19 protein-coding genes are annotated in these 18397 nt (G+C 63.8%); 7 read left to right on the forward strand and 12 right to left on the reverse strand.

The genetic code is table 11. The features are described from left to right. Positions 1-103: 103 nt before the first annotated feature. The 8 genes from MXAZACID_RS00145 to MXAZACID_RS00180 are packed head-to-tail and all read right to left on the reverse strand — an operon-like array spanning position 104 to position 7743. Positions 104-1216 (reverse strand): FAD-binding oxidoreductase, encoded by a 1113-nt coding sequence (locus tag MXAZACID_RS00145; protein ID WP_008491940.1) that lies wholly within the window; start codon positions 1214-1216, stop codon positions 104-106. Next, a complete protein-coding gene (locus MXAZACID_RS00150) occupies positions 1216-2604 on the reverse strand; it encodes an NAD(P)/FAD-dependent oxidoreductase (RefSeq protein ID WP_008491941.1) in 1389 nt (462 codons plus the stop codon). The genes MXAZACID_RS00145 and MXAZACID_RS00150 overlap by 1 nt, the downstream gene beginning before the upstream one ends. Next, positions 2601-2915, reverse strand: coding sequence for a (2Fe-2S)-binding protein (locus MXAZACID_RS00155; protein ID WP_008491942.1), 315 nt, complete (start codon positions 2913-2915; stop codon positions 2601-2603). Before MXAZACID_RS00155 ends, MXAZACID_RS00150 begins: the two co-directional genes overlap by 4 nt. Continuing rightward, positions 2899-4005: an FAD-binding oxidoreductase gene (locus MXAZACID_RS00160; protein ID WP_008491944.1), complete on the reverse strand. Its 1107-nt coding sequence runs from the start codon at positions 4003-4005 to the stop codon at positions 2899-2901. The genes MXAZACID_RS00155 and MXAZACID_RS00160 overlap by 17 nt, the downstream gene beginning before the upstream one ends. After that, on the reverse strand, positions 4002-4796 hold the full coding sequence (locus MXAZACID_RS00165) for an ABC transporter permease (protein ID WP_008491945.1): 795 nt from the start codon (positions 4794-4796) through the stop codon (positions 4002-4004). The genes MXAZACID_RS00160 and MXAZACID_RS00165 overlap by 4 nt, the downstream gene beginning before the upstream one ends. Beyond that, positions 4793-5665, reverse strand: a complete 873-nt coding sequence (locus MXAZACID_RS00170; RefSeq protein WP_008491946.1) for an ABC transporter permease — start codon at positions 5663-5665, stop codon at positions 4793-4795. Before MXAZACID_RS00170 ends, MXAZACID_RS00165 begins: the two co-directional genes overlap by 4 nt. Next, positions 5658-6710, reverse strand: coding sequence for an ABC transporter ATP-binding protein (locus MXAZACID_RS00175; protein WP_008491947.1), 1053 nt, complete (start codon positions 6708-6710; stop codon positions 5658-5660). The genes MXAZACID_RS00170 and MXAZACID_RS00175 overlap by 8 nt, the downstream gene beginning before the upstream one ends. A gap of 4 nt (positions 6711-6714) precedes the next feature. After that, positions 6715-7743: an ABC transporter substrate-binding protein gene (locus tag MXAZACID_RS00180; protein WP_008491948.1), complete on the reverse strand. Its 1029-nt coding sequence runs from the start codon at positions 7741-7743 to the stop codon at positions 6715-6717. 148 nt (positions 7744-7891) lie between these two features. On the opposite strand from MXAZACID_RS00180, the gene MXAZACID_RS00185 reads away from it, so the two are divergent. Next, positions 7892-8803: a LysR substrate-binding domain-containing protein gene (locus tag MXAZACID_RS00185; protein ID WP_008491949.1), complete on the forward strand. Its 912-nt coding sequence runs from the start codon at positions 7892-7894 to the stop codon at positions 8801-8803. A gap of 282 nt (positions 8804-9085) precedes the next feature. Further along, on the forward strand, positions 9086-9955 hold the full coding sequence (locus MXAZACID_RS00190) for an amidohydrolase (RefSeq protein ID WP_008491950.1): 870 nt from the start codon (positions 9086-9088) through the stop codon (positions 9953-9955). 72 nt (positions 9956-10027) lie between these two features. On the opposite strand, the gene MXAZACID_RS00195 is transcribed toward MXAZACID_RS00190, so the two are convergent. Next, entirely contained in the window at positions 10028-10804 is a 777-nt protein-coding gene (locus tag MXAZACID_RS00195; RefSeq protein ID WP_008491951.1) for an IclR family transcriptional regulator, read from the reverse strand. Positions 10805-10969: 165 nt separating this feature from the next. On the opposite strand from MXAZACID_RS00195, the gene MXAZACID_RS00200 reads away from it, so the two are divergent. Genes MXAZACID_RS00200 through MXAZACID_RS00220 form a run of 5 tightly spaced genes read left to right on the forward strand, consistent with a single transcriptional unit; the run spans position 10970 to position 15195 of the window. Beyond that, positions 10970-12307 carry an MFS transporter gene (locus MXAZACID_RS00200; RefSeq protein ID WP_008491953.1) on the forward strand — a complete coding sequence of 446 codons (1338 nt, stop codon included), beginning with the start codon at positions 10970-10972 and terminating at the stop codon, positions 12305-12307. Between the two features lie 8 nt (positions 12308-12315). Beyond that, a complete protein-coding gene (locus tag MXAZACID_RS00205) occupies positions 12316-13170 on the forward strand; it encodes a fumarylacetoacetate hydrolase family protein (protein ID WP_008491955.1) in 855 nt (284 codons plus the stop codon). Positions 13171-13172: 2 nt separating this feature from the next. Beyond that, positions 13173-13976 (forward strand): 2-oxo-hept-4-ene-1,7-dioate hydratase, encoded by an 804-nt coding sequence (gene hpaH / locus MXAZACID_RS00210; protein ID WP_008491956.1) that lies wholly within the window; start codon positions 13173-13175, stop codon positions 13974-13976. Positions 13977-13985: 9 nt separating this feature from the next. Further along, positions 13986-14786: an aldolase/citrate lyase family protein gene (locus MXAZACID_RS00215; protein WP_008491957.1), complete on the forward strand. Its 801-nt coding sequence runs from the start codon at positions 13986-13988 to the stop codon at positions 14784-14786. 13 nt (positions 14787-14799) lie between these two features. Then, the gene (locus tag MXAZACID_RS00220) at positions 14800-15195 is read left to right on the forward strand and encodes a RidA family protein (RefSeq protein WP_008491958.1); all 396 of its coding nucleotides are present in this window, start codon (positions 14800-14802) and stop codon (positions 15193-15195) included. 242 nt (positions 15196-15437) lie between these two features. On the opposite strand, the gene MXAZACID_RS00225 is transcribed toward MXAZACID_RS00220, so the two are convergent. The 3 genes from MXAZACID_RS00225 to MXAZACID_RS00235 all read right to left on the reverse strand — a co-directional run bounded on the left by MXAZACID_RS00225 (position 15438) and on the right by MXAZACID_RS00235 (position 18397). Then, a complete protein-coding gene (locus tag MXAZACID_RS00225) occupies positions 15438-16049 on the reverse strand; it encodes a flavin reductase family protein (RefSeq protein WP_008491959.1) in 612 nt (203 codons plus the stop codon). Positions 16050-16598: 549 nt separating this feature from the next. Next, the gene (locus MXAZACID_RS00230; protein ID WP_008491960.1) at positions 16599-17465 is read right to left on the reverse strand and encodes a 3-hydroxybutyryl-CoA dehydrogenase; all 867 of its coding nucleotides are present in this window, start codon (positions 17463-17465) and stop codon (positions 16599-16601) included. Between the two features lie 2 nt (positions 17466-17467). Further along, entirely contained in the window at positions 17468-18397 is a 930-nt protein-coding gene (locus MXAZACID_RS00235; protein WP_008491962.1) for an electron transfer flavoprotein subunit alpha/FixB family protein, read from the reverse strand.

An 18397-nucleotide genomic window follows, 5' to 3' on the forward strand; every position in this document is an offset into this window, starting at 1 on the left:
GTTAGAGCAATATGTGTTTAGGTTGACGCGCCAGCGTCAAACTAAACACATGAAATTGCTCGCTAAAACAAAACCTAGAGGATCAAGCTAAAAGCTTGATGCTCTAGTGAAAGCGGGTGATGGCGAAGGGCGCGATCGGGTGCTGCGTCGCCCCCTGGGTGACCAACTGCGCCATGATTTCGCCGATGACCGGGCCCAGCTGAAAGCCATGCGCGGAAAAGCCGAAGGCGTGAAACAGGCCGGGTTCGGTGCTGCTCGGGCCGATCACCGGAATATCGTCCGGCAGGCGGGATTCGATGCCCCCCCAGGCCCGAACCAACGTCGCCGCGCGCATCAACGGAAAAAGTTCGGTGGCGGTACGCGCGCTGCGGGTGAGTTTGGCGAAATCCAGCCTGATGGTATTGGTCCGCAGGTCGGCGCTGCCGAGATGGCCGCCGCCGATCATCATGGTGCCGTTGGGCATCTGTTTGAAGGAGAGCGGCCGGCCGATGCCCAACACCACCGGCTTGAGAAAGGCGGGCAGGCGGGAAGTGACCATCATCATCGGCGCGATGGGCTGCAGCGGCACGGCTTCGCCGCACTGCGCCGCCAGTGCCCCGGCCCAGGCACCGGCGCAATTCACCACGCAGGGGGCCTGATAGGTGCCGGCATCCGTCTGCGCCCGCCAGAGTCCGTCGGCGCGTGCCAGCCGGCGCACCGCGATCCCCTCTTCGATCACCACCCCGGCCTGCAGGGCGGTGTCGCGAAAGGCCATGGTGGTGTGATACGGGCTGGCGGCGCCGTCGCCGCGGGCGATCAGCCCGCCTTCCATGCCCGGCGCCAGCTCCGGCATCATCTCATACAGCTCGGCGGGGCTCAGCAGCTCCTCATGCGTATAGCCCAGCGCCCGCAGCCGCGCGGCGCGTTGCGTGGCCCAGGCCAGATCGGCCTGGGTCTCGGCCACCGCCACCTGGCCGGTGACGTGAAACCCCGTCTGCCGGCCCTCCAGCAGCGTCTCAATGTCATACCACATCTCCATCGCGGCGATGGCGAGCGGGATCTCCGCCTCGTGGCGGCGCAGCCGCCTGACCCCGCCGGCATTCACCCCCGAGGCATGGCGGGCGACATGATCCTTCTCCAGCAGCACCACGCGCAGGCCACGCCGCGCCAGCTGCAAGGCGGTGGAGCAGCCTTGGATGCCGCCGCCGATCACCAGCGCATCGGCCGGGCGCGCCATCACCCTTGGTCCATGTCCGCCAGCTCACCGATGGTAATCGGCTTCAGCGGCGGGCGGATGCGGTAATAGCCGGTCGCCTCCGGCGTCTGGCCTAGTTCCTTGGCCAGGATGAAATTCACCAGCGGTCCGCAGACCCGCCCCTGGCAGGGCCCCATGCCGGCGCGCAGGAAGGACTTCACCTGGTTCGGCCCCTGCGCCCCTTGGCGGGCGGCATCGCGGACCATGCCGGCGGTGACTTCCTCGCAACGGCAGATCATCACCTCGTCCGGTGGGGTGAGGATCTCCTGGCGCGGCGCATAAAGCGCATCCAGGAACGGCCGCAGCGCCAGCTGCTTGCGCCGTGCGCCGAGAAGGGGGGAGGCTTGCGCATCGCGCGCCGCGGCGCTGATCCGCCCCAGCCGGTACAGCGCCGCCAGGGCCGCGAGATGCCCCGCCGTTTCGGCGACGAGCGCACCGCCAATCCCCCCGGCATCGCCGGCGACCAGGATGTTATCAACGCTGCTCTGGCCCCATTCATCCAGCACCGGCTGGAAGCAATGCTGCACAGCGTTCCATTCATGCGCGCAGCCGATCGCGCGGGTCATCTGCTGGTGCGGGATCACCCCTTCATGCAAGGCGATCAGCCGCGTCTCCAGCCGGTGGCGCTGGCCGGCGGCGGTGAAGCTCAAAGCCTGCGCTTCGCTTTCGCCTTCGATACGCAGCCCTTTCGCATGGCGGTAGAGCTTGACCCCGGCATCGCGGATGGCGGCCTTCAGCGCCAGCCCCTTGCGCAGCATCTGCCGTGCCGGGGCGTGGATCAGTGCGGTCAGATGCGGCAGCGCGGCGCGTTCATGCGCGCGGCTGGTGGTGTCCACCAGAGCAGCGGGGGCTGCCCCGGCGGCGATGCATTGCGCCGCCAGCAGATAAAGCAGTGGCCCGCTGCCAGCCAGCACCAGGCCATCCGGCACCAGCCCGGCGCTTTTCAGCAAAATCTGCACCGCCCCGGCGGTCATCACCCCGGGCAGAGTCCAGCCCGGCAGCGGCACCGGGCGCTCCAGCGCGCCGGTGGCGATGATGATCTGCCGAGCCTGCAGCATCGCCACCCGGCCCTGGCGCTTGGTCCAAACCTCGCCCTCGGGTGTTACCTGCCAGATCGCGGTCTCCGGCAGATAGGTGGCGCCGGAGGCCCGGAACGAGGCGGCCAGGGCTGCGCCGTGGGTGTAATCGGGCCCCAGCATCTGCCGCAGGGCAGGGGAGCAGCTCTCAATGCCGCGATAGATCTGCCCGCCCGGGGCCGCCTGCTCGTCCAGCAGCACCACATCGGCGCCGTGCCCGGCCAGGGTGGCGGCGGCTTGCAGCCCCGCCGGGCCGGCGCCGATGACCAGCGCGTCATGCATCACAGCGCTCATTGCCCGTCCTCCGCGGTGCCGAGGTCGAATTGCCGCGCCCCGCGCTGGCGGCGCACCACCAGCCCTGGCGTGGCGGCGGTCAGGCAGGCCTGCTGGTTGGGCATGCCGTTGATCTCGACCAGACAGTCGAAACATACACCCATCATGCAATAGGGCGCGCGCGGGGCGCCGCTCACCGGGGTGTCGCGCAGGGCGGCGACACCCGCCGCCAGCAGCGCGGCGGCGATGCTCTCGCCCGGCCTGGCCTCGATGGCCTGGCCCTCGAAGGTGAAACGGACCGGCGCCGTCAGCGTCTCAATGCGCTTGAACATGGAACCTCTGGCTGGAAAAAGGGAGAAGCTGTTCGGGCAGTTCGCCCGCGAGAATGGCCGGCGCGTAAGCGAGCGCATGCGCCCCGGCGAGGGTGACGCCGCTATGGCAGGCGGCGGAAAACGCCCCCGGATGCGCGGCGGATTGCTCATAGATCGGATGACCATCCGGGCTCATCACCCGCAGCGCCGACCAGCTGCGGATCAGCGTGGCATCGCGCAGGGCCGGGAAGATGCGCATATTGCGCGCCGCGATCTGCTGCTGCACGGAGATTTTCGTGCCGGTATCGAAGCCGACATCCTCATGGCTGTCGCCCAGCATCACCGTGCCCTCCTGGGTCTGGCGAACATTATGGGTGGGATAATCCAGGAAGCTTCGCATCCGCTCGGTCACCAGGATCTGCCCGCGCAAGGGTTGCACCGGCATCTGCAGCCCGACCATCGGCGCCAGTTCCCGGCTGCCGAGCCCGGCAGCCAGCACCAGCTTCTGGCAGGAGATCAGCGCCGTGCCGCAGGCGATACGAAAGCCGTCCGGCTGCGGGGTGATCAGCGTGACATGGCGGTTGGGGAGATAGTCCCCGCCGGCCGCGCGCAGCCCGGCCTGCAGCCCGCGCAGCAGATAGAGCGGGTTGGCGTGACCATCCATCGGACAATAGGTGGCGCCGACAACCTCGTCGCCCAGCCCCGGCACCATCGCCCGTGCCTCTGCCCGGCCGACCACGCGGGTGCCGATATCGCCGCTCTCATTGCTCATCCGGTGGATCAGCGCGGCGCGCGTCTCCAGCTCTGCCTCGCTGAGGCAGAAATAAAACCCGCCCGGCTGCTGCAGCCCAAGATGCAGGTTGGTTTCGCCTTCCAGCGCGTCGCGCAAGGCCGGCCAGAGATTGGCCGAAAGCTGCGACCAGGCGGCGTAGGCGGGCATGCCCGCTCCTTTGCCCTGGATCCATACCAGGCCGAAATTACCGCGTGCCGCGCGCAAGGCGCTGTCCCCCTCATCCAGCAGCGCGACCCGCGCGCCGCCTTTCGCCGCCCCCCAGGCGATGGCGCTGCCGACCAGCCCCCCGCCAATGACGGCAAGATCATAGGATTTCACTTGCTTCCTCCGAATAGGCGATCGACGCCATAGAGCCTGTCGAGCAGAATCAGCAGGGCCGTGGTGATCGCCATGATGATGACCGAGATTGAGGCGACCAGCGGGTCCACCGTCTGCGAGATATAGTTGAACAACGCCACCGAAAGCGGCGTGTTCTGGGGCGAGGAGACGAAGATGGTCACCGTCAGCTCGTCGAACGAAGCGGTGAAGGCCAGGATGAACCCGCCAGCCAGCCCGGCCAGCAGCATCGGCATCGTCACCCGCCAAAAGGTGGTGAAGGCGCTCGCCCCCAACGAGATCGCAGCGCGCTCCACCGTGCGGTCCAGCCCCGCCACGCCGGCCAGCAGCATCCGCAGCACATAGGGCATCACCACCACCATATGCGCCAGCACCAGCCCGAGAAACGAACCCTGGATCTGGAACAGCGCAAAGAAGCGCAGCAGCGCCACGCCGAGCACGATCGGCGGGATGGTCAGCGGCGACATCGCGAAGGCGAGGATCGCATCCCGGCCGGGAAACCAGTAGCGCCCGATCGCCAAAGCCAGCGGCAGCATCAACATCGTCGCTAGAGTCGCCGCGAGCAAACCAAGCTCGATGCTTAACTCGAAGCTGGAGATGAAATCCGGGTGGTTGAGGATTTCATAGAACCAGCGCAGGGACACGCCATGCACTGGAAACGAGATATAACCGGCCGGGGTGAAGGCGACGAGGGCCACCACCACCAGCGGCGCCAGCATGAAGACCAGGAAGGCGGCATGGAACAGCCGTTCCAAGATCGAGACGCGGTTCATGCCGTCACCGCCGCGTAGCGACGCTCCAGCAGCCGGTTCCAGGCGAAGACGATGACCATGATCGCCACGATCAGCAGGCAGGCGATGGCCGCCCCTTCCGGCCAGTTCAGCGTGGTCAGGAACTGGTCATAGATCGTCGTCGCCGCCACCTTCTCGCGCCGCCCGCCGATCAGTTCCGGTGTCGCGAAGGAACTCGCGGTCAGTGAAAACACGATGATGCTGCCAGAGAGAATCCCCGGCACGATCTGCGGCAGCACGATGCGGCGAAAGCAGGTGAAGCCGCTCGCCCCCAGCGATTGCGCGGCCTGCGCGGTCCGCGGATCAATCTGCCGGATCGAGGTCCAAACCGCCAGCACCATGTAGGGCACCATGACATGCGTCATCGCGATATCCATGCCGGTTTCGGTGAACAGCAGATCGACCGGGTGCGGCAGAATGCCAAGCCCGACCAGGACCTGATTGATCAAGCCCGTCCGCGCCAGCAGAATCTGCCAGCCCAGCGTGCGCACTACCACCGAGACCAGCAGCGGCCCCAGCACGACGACCAGACACAAGCTGCGCCAGCGCGGCTGCAGCCGCGAGATGATATAGGCCTCCGGCACGCCGATCAGCGCGCTGGCGATGGTGGTGACCAGCGCCAGCCGCAGCGTACGCAGAAAAATCGAGGCAAAATAAGGATCGCTCAGGATTTTTTGGTAATTCGTCAGCGACCAGCTGTGAATGATGCCCGCCGTGTCGCTATAGGCGTTGAAGCTGAGCAGGAAGGTCATCAGCATCGGCACCGCCAGCAGCACCGCCAGCAGCACCAGCGCGGGCGCGCAGAGCCAATACGGCGTGGCGGCGCGCGGACGCGGCGCGGTCTCAGCCATGCGCGGCCTCGCGCGGCAGGAACACCACGCTTTGCGCCGCCCAGTCCAGCCCGACAAGGCTGCCTTCGGTGGGCACGTCGATCCCGGCATTCTGCTGGAACACCAGCAGCTCGCCCAGCCCGCTCTCCAGCTGAAACAGCCAATGATTGCCCAGGAAGATCCGGGACTTCACGGTCGCATCCAGGCGCCCGGCGCCCGCCGCGCACAGGCTCAGCTTCTCCGGCCGCAGCGAGCAGATGAACGTCTCGCCAAGCTCTGGCGACGGCGCGTCATCCAATGTCAGCGCCTCGCCCAGCAGCACACCGGCGCCATGGCGCCGCGCCGGCACGCTGTTGCTCTTGCCCAGAAAATTCGAGGTGAAATGGCTGCCCGGCTGCTCATAGGCGGCCTGTGGCGCGTCGATGCGCATGATCCGCCCGGCCCGCATCACCGCCACCCGGTCGCTCAGCGCCATCGCCTCGTTCTGGTCATGCGTCACAAGAATCGTGGTGACGCCGAGATCGCGCTGCAGCCGGCGGATTTCCAGCTGCATATCCTCTTTCAGCTTGGCATCGAGATTGGACATCGGCTCATCGAGCAGCAGCAGGCGCGGCTGGATCACCAGCGCCCGCGCCAGCGCCACACGCTGCTGCTGGCCGCCGGACATTTGCCGTGGATAGCGATCGATGAATTGGCTCAGATGCACTTGCTCCAGCGCGCGCCTCACGCGCGTCTCGCGCTCCGCCTTGGGCACGCGGCGCATCTCCAGCCCGAAGGCGACATTTCGCGCCACCGTCATATGCGGAAACAAGGCGTAGGATTGAAACACCACGCCGATCTGCCGGCGGTTCGGCGCCACCCGGGTCAGATCCTGCCCGTCCAGCCGAATGCTGCCCGCATCCGGTGGCGCGAAGCCGGCGACCATCTGCAGCGTCGTCGTCTTGCCACAGCCCGAGGGGCCGAGGAGGGAGACGAACTCTCCCTCCTTCACGTCGAGATCCACGCCATCGACCGCCGTGACGGCACCGTAGCGGCGGACCAGACCGCGGATCTCGAGAAAGCTCATTCTCTTATTTCTCGATCTGCCGGTTCCATTGCGCCTGCCAGGCCGGCCGGGCGGCGTTCACCCTGTTCCAATCGAAAGAGACGAGGGTGGACATCACATTCGGCCCGTAGGGAATGTTCTGCGCTTGCGTCGGTGTCAGCTTCACGGTCTTGTTCACCGGGCCGGTGCCGGATTTCAGCGCGAAGATCTTCTGCACGTCGGGCGAGAGCAGATACTCGATCAATGCCTGCGCATCCTTGTTGTCATGCGCGCCATTCACCACGCAGGCGGTATCCATCAGCTCTGGCGCGCCCTCTTTCGGGTAGGCGAAGCGCAGCGGAAAGCCGGTCTGCGCTACGGAGAAGGTGCGGCTGGTGCCCCAGATCGAGGCGACGATCTCGCCGCTCTGGAAAAGCTGGGACATCGCGCCCGGTGAGCTTTCGAACGCATCCATGTTGGGGGCGATCTTCGCGGCCATGTAATCGAAGCCCGGCTGGATATTATCGCCGCCGCCGCCGTGTATTTTCGCGTACATCAGCAGCGCGTCGAGCCCGTAGGTATTGTCGAGCCCGGGCATGGCGATGCGGCCTTTATATTTCGGGTCCGCCAGATCCGCCCAGCTGCTCGGCGGCGCCCAGCCATTCTTCTTGAAGGCGTCGGCATTATACGCAATGCCCACCGCCACCAGTCCGGTGCCGACCGCATCGGGGCTGATTTTGGCGATGGAATAGACATTCTGATAATTCGGCCCCGGCTTCAGCGGCGCGCAGAAATGCAGCGACAAGGCCTGATACATCGGCCCGTCATCCATGATCGCGAGATCGATGTCCGGATGCGCCTTTTCCGCTTGCAGCTTGGCGAGCGTATCAGAGGAATTGCCGGCGATATATTGAATATGCACATGGTGCGCCTTCTCGAAGGCCGGAAACACCGCGCTCTGCATGATGGTCTGAAATGAGCCGCCATAAGCGGCAACATACAGCGTGTTGTCGGCGTGGGCCGCAGCGGGAAGGGTGGCTGCGCCTAAAGCGAGCAGGAAAAATTGTTTACGCACAGATTTTAGTCTCCCATTGGTAGGTTGAGGCTCAAATCAAGGCATTTGCGTGCCAAATCATCATTTCAACGATTGCATTGACCACTTCATTCCGTCAAATATTCGTTTTATATGTTTTCATTCCTCTTAGTTATGAAACGGGAGCGCGATGACACCGACCAGATTGCGGGAGCTGGAAGCCTTCGATGCCGTGCTGCGCTGCGGTTCGGTCACGCGGGCGGCGGAAACGCTGGGAATGTCGCAACCCGCCGTCAGCAAGCTGCTGAGTTCGCTGGAACACGGGATCGGTCTGCGGCTGTTCGAACGCGCCCGCCGCCGGCTGGCGCCGACGATCGAGGCGCTGCGGTTGCATGAGGAAGTCGCGCGGTTTTTCGTCGGTGCCCGCAGGATCGAAGAGCTGGTGCAGGAAATCCGCGTCTCCGGCCATGGCGAGCTCAGCATCGCCGCCCTGCCGATTCTGGGATTGAGCTTTCTGCCGCGTCTGGTCTCGCAATTGCGCTGCGCGCATCCGGGTTTAAAAATTTCATTCACGCTGGAAAGCTCGCGCGAGGTCCGGGAAAGTCTGCTGAACCGGACAGCGGATGTCGGTTTCGTGCTGCCTCTGCCGGACCAGGCGCCGCTGCGCCATGGCTGGACCATTCGCGTGCCGGCGGTGGCGGTCCTGGCGCCGGGCCACCGCTTGGCCGCGCGGAAAAGCCTAAACCCGGCGGATTTTCAAGGCGAGAGCTTTATCTCTCTTGGCCGCACCTACCGCATGCGACATCTGGTGGACGCGCTGTTCGATTCGGAAAATGTCATCCGCGTGCTGGATGTGGAAACCCAGAATGCCTTCGCGGCCTGTGAGCTGGCGGTGCATGGCGCCGGGGTGACGGTGGTGGATGCCATCACCGCGCGGGATTTTGCCGATCGCGCGGTGATCCGCCCGCTGGCGCCGACGGTGCCGTTTCAGTTCAACGTGCTGCTGCCGCCGAGTGCCGCACCGCCGATGCTGGTCGTGGCGCTAATTGTACAATTGAAAAAAGCCCTCGACGGCATTGGCGAGATCGAGGAAATTCAATGATATCGTTGAATTTTACATTATATAAGTGATGGACGGTTGCGCGCGAAGCCGGTGGCAGCGGCGGTGCTGCTCTTCTCGGCGGTGTCCATGGATTGTCCATAATACGGACGTGATGCGGCGTTTCGTGTTGAAGGTGGCGCCCGTCGGCCGGCAGATGCAGGGGTGCGGCCAGTGTCATAGGGCCGTGGACCAGCAATAAGGAGGACAAGCAGGAAGCTTCCAGAAGATTTGCGTGTCGCGTCTTGTTAGAATGCGACGGCTGGAGCTTTCGGCAGCACTGCCATGACCCATTATTTTCCGTTCCATCCCGCCCCGCGCCCCCCAGCCCAGCTGCCGCCGCCTCTGACCTGCGACGCGCAGTTCCATGTTCTGGGCGACCCGGCGCGCTACCCGCCCCGGCCGGGCGCGCATTATGAAATGCCCTCCGCGACCATCGAGCGCGCCTTGGCGATGCACAAGATTCTGGGCATCACTCGTGGCGTTATCGTGCAGACCACCACCTACGGCGCCGACCATAGCGTGGTGCTGGATGGGCTGAAGCGGGCAGGGCCGAATTATCGAGGCTGCGCCAACGCCATTCTATTCGCCACCGCCACGGATAAGGAGCTGGCGGCGCTGCATGAGGCCGGCATACGCGGGGCGCGTTTTTCCTTTCGCCAGGAGCTGGGGGTGAAACTCTCGCGCGCCGAATTCGACCGTGCCGTCGCGGTGATGCGCGAGTTAGGCTGGTATGCGAAAATCCAGCCGGAGAAGACCGGCATCATCGAAGGTGTCGAATTCTACGAAAATCTCGACATTCCGGTCCTGATCGACCATATGGCCCGCCCAGACCCGGACGCCGGGGAGACGGATGCCAATCTGCTGAAAATGACTGAGCTGCTCAAGCGCGGCAATTTCTGGGTGATGCTGTCCTTGACTGAAAAAACCTCGCGCCAGGGGCCGCCTTGGGATGATGTGATGCCGATTGCACGGCGCTATATCGAGACCGCGCCGCAGCGCTGTGTGTGGGGCAGTGACTGGCCGCACCCGATCTCGGTAAAGCCGCCGCCGAATGATGCGGAGCTGATGGAGTTTCTGTTCCGCTGCGTGCCGGACGAAGCGGAGCGACACAGCATCCTCGTCGACAACCCCGCGCAGCTGTTCGGATTCTAACGTAGACTCGTTTTAAAGATCTTTGCGGATGTGGGGTGTTTTTCAAAACATCCCACATCTTTCATGTGTGTCTCAACGCGGCAGCATCGTCTCAATCCTCGCCACGCTCTCCTTCAAACGCGCCGCGATTTCCGCCGTACGCTGCTGAGACATGCGCCGGTCGATGCCTGCGGCGGTGAAGGCGGCCAGTGATTTGCCGCCTGGCGCCTCAAGCGCCACGGAAACCACCTTGGTCCCGGGAATCAGCCCATGCTCGCGGATGACATGGCCGCGCCGCTGCGTTGTCGCCACCAGCTCGCGCACCCGCGGCAGGCTGAGGCCGAGACGGCGCAGCCGTACCTCGTTCTGGGCCAGAATCTCCTCGCGCTCCCCCTCCTGCAGCCGTGCCAGCATCGCCAGCCCGGCGCTGCTCATGCCCAGAGGCCGGCGCTGGCCGACATCGACCATCAGCACCTGGATCGGGAACACGCCCAGCCGGCGCGCGACGCAGAGCGTATCCAGCCCGGTGCGCACGGTGAGGAACATGGTATCGCCGATCTCGGCCGAGATCCGCCGCAGCTCTGTCTCCGCCGCGCGCAGGAAGGGCGTGCGCCCGACCCGCGCCAGCGCCAGCATCGGGATTTGCTCGCCGATCGCGTAGCGGCGCGTCGACGGATTTTGCTCGACGATATTCTCTTCAATCAGCACCTTCAGAATCCGATGGCAGGTCGGCCGGCTGAGCCCGGTGCGCTCGGTGACATCGGTCAGTCGCACCCCGGCCTCCTGGCCGGCGGCCAGCACGGACAAGATCGCCACCGCCCGCCGGATGCTTTGCGCGCCCTCGGCCTTGCCGCTCGCGTCATCGTCCATTTCCGCCCCTTGGCCAGCCCGCGCGGCCCTTCTGGTTTTGAATTAGATGTCCACGATACGGACAAATCCAAGCCCCCGCAATTGTCCTGCCCGGCCGGGGAGCGCAGGAAAGCAGCAAGCATGCCGGCGGCACCAATAAAGCCCGGCAGCAATGAGGGGGAACGCATGAACGACGCCCAAGCCGCGTTGAGCGCCTATAGCAGCGGCCAGAAGCTGGCGATTATCGTTTCGGCGATACTCGGCTTCGGCCTGGATATGTATAACGTCCTGATCTTGACCTTCGTGCTCGGTGCCATTCGCGCCTCTATGCATCTGAGTCTCGGCCAGGCCGGGCTGATCGCCACCGCGACGCTGGTGGGCTCGGTGATTGGCGGCGCGGCCTTCGGGCTGGTCGGCGACCGCTATGGCCGCAAGACCGCTTTGCAGTGGGCACTCGCGATGTTCTCCATCGGTGCGATTCTGTCAGCCTTTTCCAACAGCTTTGAGATGCTCTTCGGGCTGCGCTTCATCACCGGCATTGGCCTCGGCGGCGAATGGGGGGCGGGGATGGTGTTGTTCAACGAGGTCTGGAACGCCCGCCGGCGGGGCATTGGCAGCGCCTGCGTGCAGGGCAGCGCCGTACTGGGCACCGCGGTGGCCTCGGTGGTTGGCATCTGGGCGCTGAAGCAATATGGCCCGGAGCTGGGCTGGCGGGTGGCGCTGCTGACCGGCGGCGCGCCGATTCTGCTGATGATCTTTGTTCGCTTCGCCATACCGGAATCAAAACTCTGGCAGGCGCATCAACATAGTCTCGCCAGCGCGCCGGCCGCGCGTCGGGTCCGGCCGGAATGGCTGGACCTGCTGCTGCCGACCTATCGGCTGCGTTTTCTGGGCGGCATCGCCTGGATCATGAGCTATATGTTCACCTTCTACGCCATTCTGGTGTTCCTGCCGACCTTGTGGATCAAGGATATGGCGGTGCCGCCGGCGGAGGTGCGCAGCATCGTGCTGATCGGAACGCCGATTTCCTGTGGCGCCTACCTGGTGTTTGGCTGGCTGAATGACCGCCAGGGCCGGCGCATCGGCGCGGTCATCCCCGGTAGCATCTGGGTCATCAGCCTGGCGCTCATGGCGTTTTTCTCCACCCAGCCTTATGCGGGGTCGCTTGTCGCCTGGCCGATGTTCTGGAGCTATCTGCTCTTCGTCATCGGCAATGCTTCGCTCGGCGTCTCCGGACCGTGGATCTCGGAGCTGTTTCCCGTCGGCATGCGCTCCACCGCGACATCGAGCATCTATATGATGGGCCGCGCCATTGGCAGCCTGGCCCCGGTGGTGGTGCCGCTGGTGGCCGCCGCGGCGGGTGGCTCGCTGTTTCTGGGCATGATGATCGCGCTGCCTTCGGCTGCCTTGTTCCTGCTCATCGGCTTCATGCTGCCGGAAACTGCGCCGCGCAAAACCCGCGATGCCGCGATGACCGCCGAGACCTACGGCCAGACGACCGTCACCGCGAAGAATGGAGCGTGATCAGCCCTATGAAATTTGTCAGCTACGAAACCGCCCAGGGCGCCTCCTACGGCATCGTCCGCGGGGACGGGGTGATCGACCTCAAATCCCACTTCGGCGTGCATTGCCCGACGCTGCGTGACTTCATCGCAAGCGCCGATCACGATCTTACCAGCGTGATGCGGGCCGCGCCGGATCATCAGCTGGCGGCGTTGTGGCTGCTGCCACCGATTCCCGCGCCAGAGAAAATCCTGTGTGTCGGCGTGAATTATGCAGATCGCAACGAGGAATATAAGGACGATAAGCCAGTGCCGAAATATCCGAGCCTGTTTTTTCGCGCTCCGACATCCTTCGTTGGCAGCGGTGAGCCCCTGATCCGCCCGCGCGTTTCAGAGCAGCTCGATTATGAAGGCGAGATCGCCCTGGTGATCGGCAAGACCGCCACCAAGATTTCGCGCGAGGACGCGCATTCTTATATATTTGGTCTGACCTTGTGCAATGAGGGCACCATTCGCGACTGGCTGCATCATGGCAAATTCAACGTCACCCAGGGCAAGAATTTCGACCGCTCGGGCAGCCTTGGCCCCTGGATTGTCAGCGCCGATGCGATCGATTTCACGCAACCTTTGGCCTTGCAGACCAAAGTGAATGGCCAAGTCCGGCAGAGCGACGATACCTCCCGGCTGATATTCCCCTTCGCGGATCTGCTGGCCTACATCACCTCGTTCATGACGCTCAATCCCGGGGACATCATTGTCACCGGCACGCCGACCGGGGCGGGGGTGCGTTTCACCCCGCCGCGCTTCCTCAAGGCCGGGGATGTGGTGGAGGTGAGCTGCCCCGCCATCGGCACGCTGCGCAACCAGGTGGCGGAGGAGGCGTGAGCATGCGTGATGCCGCAGATATCGCTCGGATCGCCGAGGCGCTGGACCAGGCCGAGCGCACCCGCACGCCGATGCGCCAGCTCTCCAAATCCATGCCGGATTTGAGCCTGGCCGAAGCCTACGCGATCCAGGAGCATTGGGTCCAGGCGAAGTGCGCTGCCGGGGCCATCGTCAAAGGCCACAAGATCGGCTTGACCTCGCGTGCCATGCAGACGCTGCTGGGCATTGATGAGCCGGATTACGGCGTGCTGCTGGATGACATGTTCCTGGAGCCCGGTGCCGCCATCCCGCGCGCGCGCTTCATCGCGCCGAAACTGGAGGTGGAGCTGGCCTTCCTGCTGCGCAGCCCGCTGAAAGGGCCGGGCTGTACGCTGTTCGATGTGCTACGCGCCACCGAATACATCGTCCCGGCGCTGGAGATCATCGATAGCCGCACCCCGCGCGTCGATCCCGAGACCGGCATGGGCAAGACCATCATCGATAATATCGCGGATAATGCCGGCAACGCCGCTTTGATCCTGGGCGGTTCGCCGGTGCGGCCGGCTCAGATCGATCTGCGCTGGAGCGGGGCTCTTCTGCATGTGAACGGCACCATCGAGGAAACCGGGCTGGCGGCGGGTGTGCTTGGGCATCCCGCCACTGGCATCGCCTGGCTGGCGAACAAGCTGGCGGCGCATGGGGTGACGCTGGAGGCCGGCGAGGTCGTGCTGGCGGGCGCCTTCACCCGCGCGCTGGATATGCGCGCCGGGGATCAGGTGCATGCCGATTTCGGTCGGCTTGGCAGCATCTTCTGCCGGTTCGTATGAGGAAACGCCATGGAAAACCCGCCTAATCTGTTTAAGCGACGCCTCGCCGCCGGGGAGCCGTTGACTGGGCTCTGGCTCGGCCTCGTCTCCGCCTACACGGCGGAACTTTGTGCCGTCAGCGCGTTTGACTGGCTGCTGGTGGATTGCGAGCACGCGCCCAACGGCGTAGCGAGCACGCTGGCGCAGTTGCAGGCCATTGCCCCTTACGCGGCGCAGCCGGTGGTGCGCCCGCCGATTGGCGATACCGTTCTCATCAAGCGCTATCTCGATATCGGCGCGCAGACGCTGCTGATCCCGATGGTGGAAACCGCCGCGCAGGCGCAGGCGCTGGTTGCAGCCACGCGCTACCCGCCGGAGGGTGTGCGCGGTGTCGGAGCGGCCTTGGGCCGGGCCTCGCGCTGGGGCCGTGCCGGCGGCTATCTCACCGGCGCTGCCGAGGAGATTTGCCTGCTGGTGCAGATCGAGACCGTCACCGGCATGGAAAATCTCGAGGCCATCGCCAGCGTGCCCGGCATAGACGGCGTCTTCATCGGCCCATCGGACCTCGCCGCCTCCTACGGCCATCTCGGCCAGCCGCAGCATCCCGACCAGCGCAGGATGATCAGCGATGCCGTCGCACGGCTGCGCCGGCTCGGCAAACCCGCCGGCATTCTGGCGACCGACGACGCCTTCGCCCGCGACTGCCTGGCCGAAGGATTCGGCTTCGTCGCGGTGGGCACGGATGTCGGGCTGCTGGCGCGCGGTGTCGATGATCTCGCCGCCCGCTTCAAGGGCAGCGCCGCCCCTACTCCCCGTCCGTCCGGCTATTGAAAAGGGTCTGATCATGGCGTCTCGTCGCACTAGCATCTATATCGACGGGTTCAAGCATGTGAACCCGATCCCCGCCGCCTGTGTCATCGACCGCGTGCTGGTCTCAGGGCTGGTGATCGGCGCGGACCCGCAGACCGGCGCGCTGCCGCCCAGCCTGCCCGAACAGGCGGCCAATATGTACACGCATATGCGCCGGATCATCGAGGCAGCGGGCGGCGGGCTTGAGGATATTCTGAAGGTCACCGTCTGGATGAACGACCGCAATGCCCGCGAGGCGATCAATCCTGGATGGCTGGCGATGTTCCCGGACGAGGCATCTCGCCCGGCGCGCGCGACAATGAGCCGCGTGCTGGGGGGCGAAAAGCTCGTGGAGGCAGAATTCATCGCGATCTTGCCGGAGGCCTCTTAGCGCCTCAGGCTTTCGGTTTAGCGAGCAATTGGGGGGGGTATTTTGCCGGTGGCGCGTCAATCTAAACACATATTGCTCTCACGATGGTTTCAAGGCGAGCTTGGGAAGAGTTTATAAAGGTCTTGGTTTATCGAGGCATTTTGCAAAAACCAAGTGTCTTGCTCGCCGCCTCTTTCGAAAAAATCGAAAAACGATTTCCAGTCTTATCTTGATTTATAAAGGGTGGTGGCCCGGAGCCCGGCTCACTGCTTTGGTGTTTGCTTGATCGCCGGCTTGACGATCATTTCTCCCAGCGACGCATAGACCGGACCTGCCACCCGCGCGATCGGATTGAGCATATGTGTGTCGATTTTGCCATCGCGCAGAAGCCCAGGGCGGATATGGAATTTGATCACCTCGCCGACGATCAGCCTGCTTCGGGTTTCGCCGAATTCCAAGCAGGTACGAAAACGGCATTCCATCGCCACGGGGGCCACCACCAGCCGAGGGACGCTGATCTCCTCAGAGGCGGTGGTTTCCAGCCCGATCTCGTCAACCTCGCTGATGTCGCTTGGATATTCGATGGCGCTTTGATGCACGGCATCGATCTGTGAAACATCCGCGACATGCACGACAAACTCCTCGCGCGTCAGGATATTGCGTGAAGTATCCTTGTACACCCCGGCTTTGTGACCGATGCTGATCCCCAGCATCGGCGGCTTGGGCGCCAGAAAGGTGAAGGCGCTGAAGGGGGCGAGATTGATAATTCCGGCCTCGGACAGGGACGTCACCCAGGCAATCGGGCGCGGCACGATCATGCCGGTGAGAAGCTTGTAGGATTGCTCGGCGCTGAGTGAAGCGGGGTCGATGATCAAAGATAAGCTCCGTGTGGTGGTCCCGCGCGGCATATTTGGCGGCGCAAATGGATGGTGTTCCCAGTATGCTGTCGGCTCGTGGCCTCTTCCAGAACCGCTGGGATGAAGTGTCCGGATCGTGGACCTTCATTCTTCGCCCCGCCTGGCGGTGCTCTGATGACCCAGCCTGTTCAGGCAGCCAGGCCGCGCGGTGCCGCGCCAATAGCCGACAAAAGCCTTGATCTGAAAGGAGTGGCTCCAGTATTTGCCCCAGGCGGAGACTTAGAGCAGCTTGGCGAAACTCGCCGCATGGCGATCGGGAAATCCATAGGCGCCACACCCCTCGATCTGCCGGAAACATGCCTGGGCAACGCAATCGTCTCGCCATGCTCGAACGGACAGACCGAGGGGCAGATCACGCGCCTTTGCGCCCCAGAAGATTAGCCCTTGTTGATCGCCGCCGCGCTATCTTATGGCAAACCCAAACTCCAAGCCCGCAGATAGCGATGACCTGCCGCCCAAGGTCGATAAAAGCCTCTATTACGCCAATGATGTCCCGCAACCAGGCAGCTAGGCTTTCGCAGCACTTTCGTAATTGTAAAATCCGCGCCCGGATTTGCGCCCCATCCATCCGGCATTCACATATTTCACAAGCAGCGGGGCAGGGCGGTATTTGTCTTCGCCCAGTTCCGCATGAAGCACGCGCATGATCGAAAGCAGCGTGTCCAGTCCGATAAAGTCGGCAAGTGCCAGTGGTCCCATCGGATGATTGGCGCCGAGCTTCATCGCGTTGTCGATCGAATTCGCGTCCGCAACGCCTTCCGCCAGCATGAAGATGGCTTCATTCAGCATCGGGCAAAGCAGGCGATTGACGATAAAACCCGGGGCATCCTGCGCAACCGCGGCCGTCTTGTTGAGTTGCGCGGCAAGTTTTGTCGCCAGTTCGTAGGTTTGTTCCGAGGTGGCCAACCCACGGATGATCTCGACCAGCTTCATCATCGGGACGGGATTGAAGAAATGCAGCCCGATGAATTTATCCGGCCGGCCGGACAACGCGGCCAGAGCGGTAATGGAAATCGAGGATGTATTGGAGGCCAATATCGTCTCTGGCGCCAGAACATCCTTGAGTTCCGCGTAGATCGCCTCTTTGATCTGCAGGGATTCCGGAACGGCTTCGATGACGATATCGGTTCCGGCCAAGGCGTGATAATCGGTCGAGCTGATCAGGCGCGCAAGCGCGCTGGCTTTGTCGGCTTCCGTTATCGTCGCCTTGGAAACCTGCCGTTCCATGTTTTTATGGATCGTGGCAAGGCCTTTATCCAAAGCCGCCGCGAACGCGTCCACGAGCACCACGTCAAAACCGGATATCAGCGCCGCGTGAGCGATGCCGTTTCCCATCAAACCCGCGCCGATGATACCGATTTTGCGGATGCTCATGATTAAAGGGCCTTCTCTAGTTCGGGCAGAATCGTGAACAGGTCGCCGACAAGTCCGTAATCGGCCACCTGAAAGATCGGCGCGTCCTCATCCTTGTTGATGGCGACGATGACCTTGGAGTCCTTCATGCCGGCCAGATGCTGAATGGCGCCCGAAATGCCAACCGCGATGTAAAGTTCGGGGGCGACGATTTTACCGGTCTGGCCGACCTGATAATCATTGGGCACGAAGCCCGCATCCACGGCGGCGCGTGACGCGCCAACAGCGGCGCCAAGCTTGTCGGCGATCGGCTCGATCAGCTTGGCGAAATTATCGCCCGCCTGCATGCCGCGGCCGCCCGAGATGATGATGCGGGCGGCGGTGAGTTCCGGCCGCTCGGACTTGGAAATCTCCTCGCCGACATAGGCGGATTTTTCCGCGGGGCGGGCCGCGGAAACCGCCTCAACCGGCGCCGCGCCGCCTTCCGTAGCGACCGGATCAAAGGACGCCGCGCGCACGGTGATGATTTTCACCTTGTCAGCGGATTTGACGGTCGCCATGGCGTTGCCGGCATAGATCGGCCGGACGAAGGTATCGGCATCGACGACATCCGAGATATCGGAAATAGGCTGCACGTCCAGCAGCGCCGCGACACGGGGCAGGACGTTTTTTCCGGACGCGGTGGCAGCCTGCAGAATATGGCTGTAATTTCCAGCAACCGACATGATCACCGCGGCCATCGGTTCAGCGAGGTGATGCGCATAAGCCGCGTCATCCGCCACCAGCACCTTGGACACGCCAGCGAGTTTCGCGGCCTGTTCCGCGATGTTGCTAACATTTTCGCCCGCGAGGAGGACATGCACATCGCCAAGCCGGGCCGCCGCGGCAATGGCCGAGCGTGACGGCTGCTTGATGCCGGCGGCGTCAAAATCAAGGATCACCAAAGACGTCAT

Origin of the sequence: Acidocella sp. MX-AZ02 (genome assembly GCF_000306035.1) — a bacterium.
Classification (GTDB): domain Bacteria; phylum Pseudomonadota; class Alphaproteobacteria; order Acetobacterales; family Acetobacteraceae; genus Acidocella; species Acidocella facilis.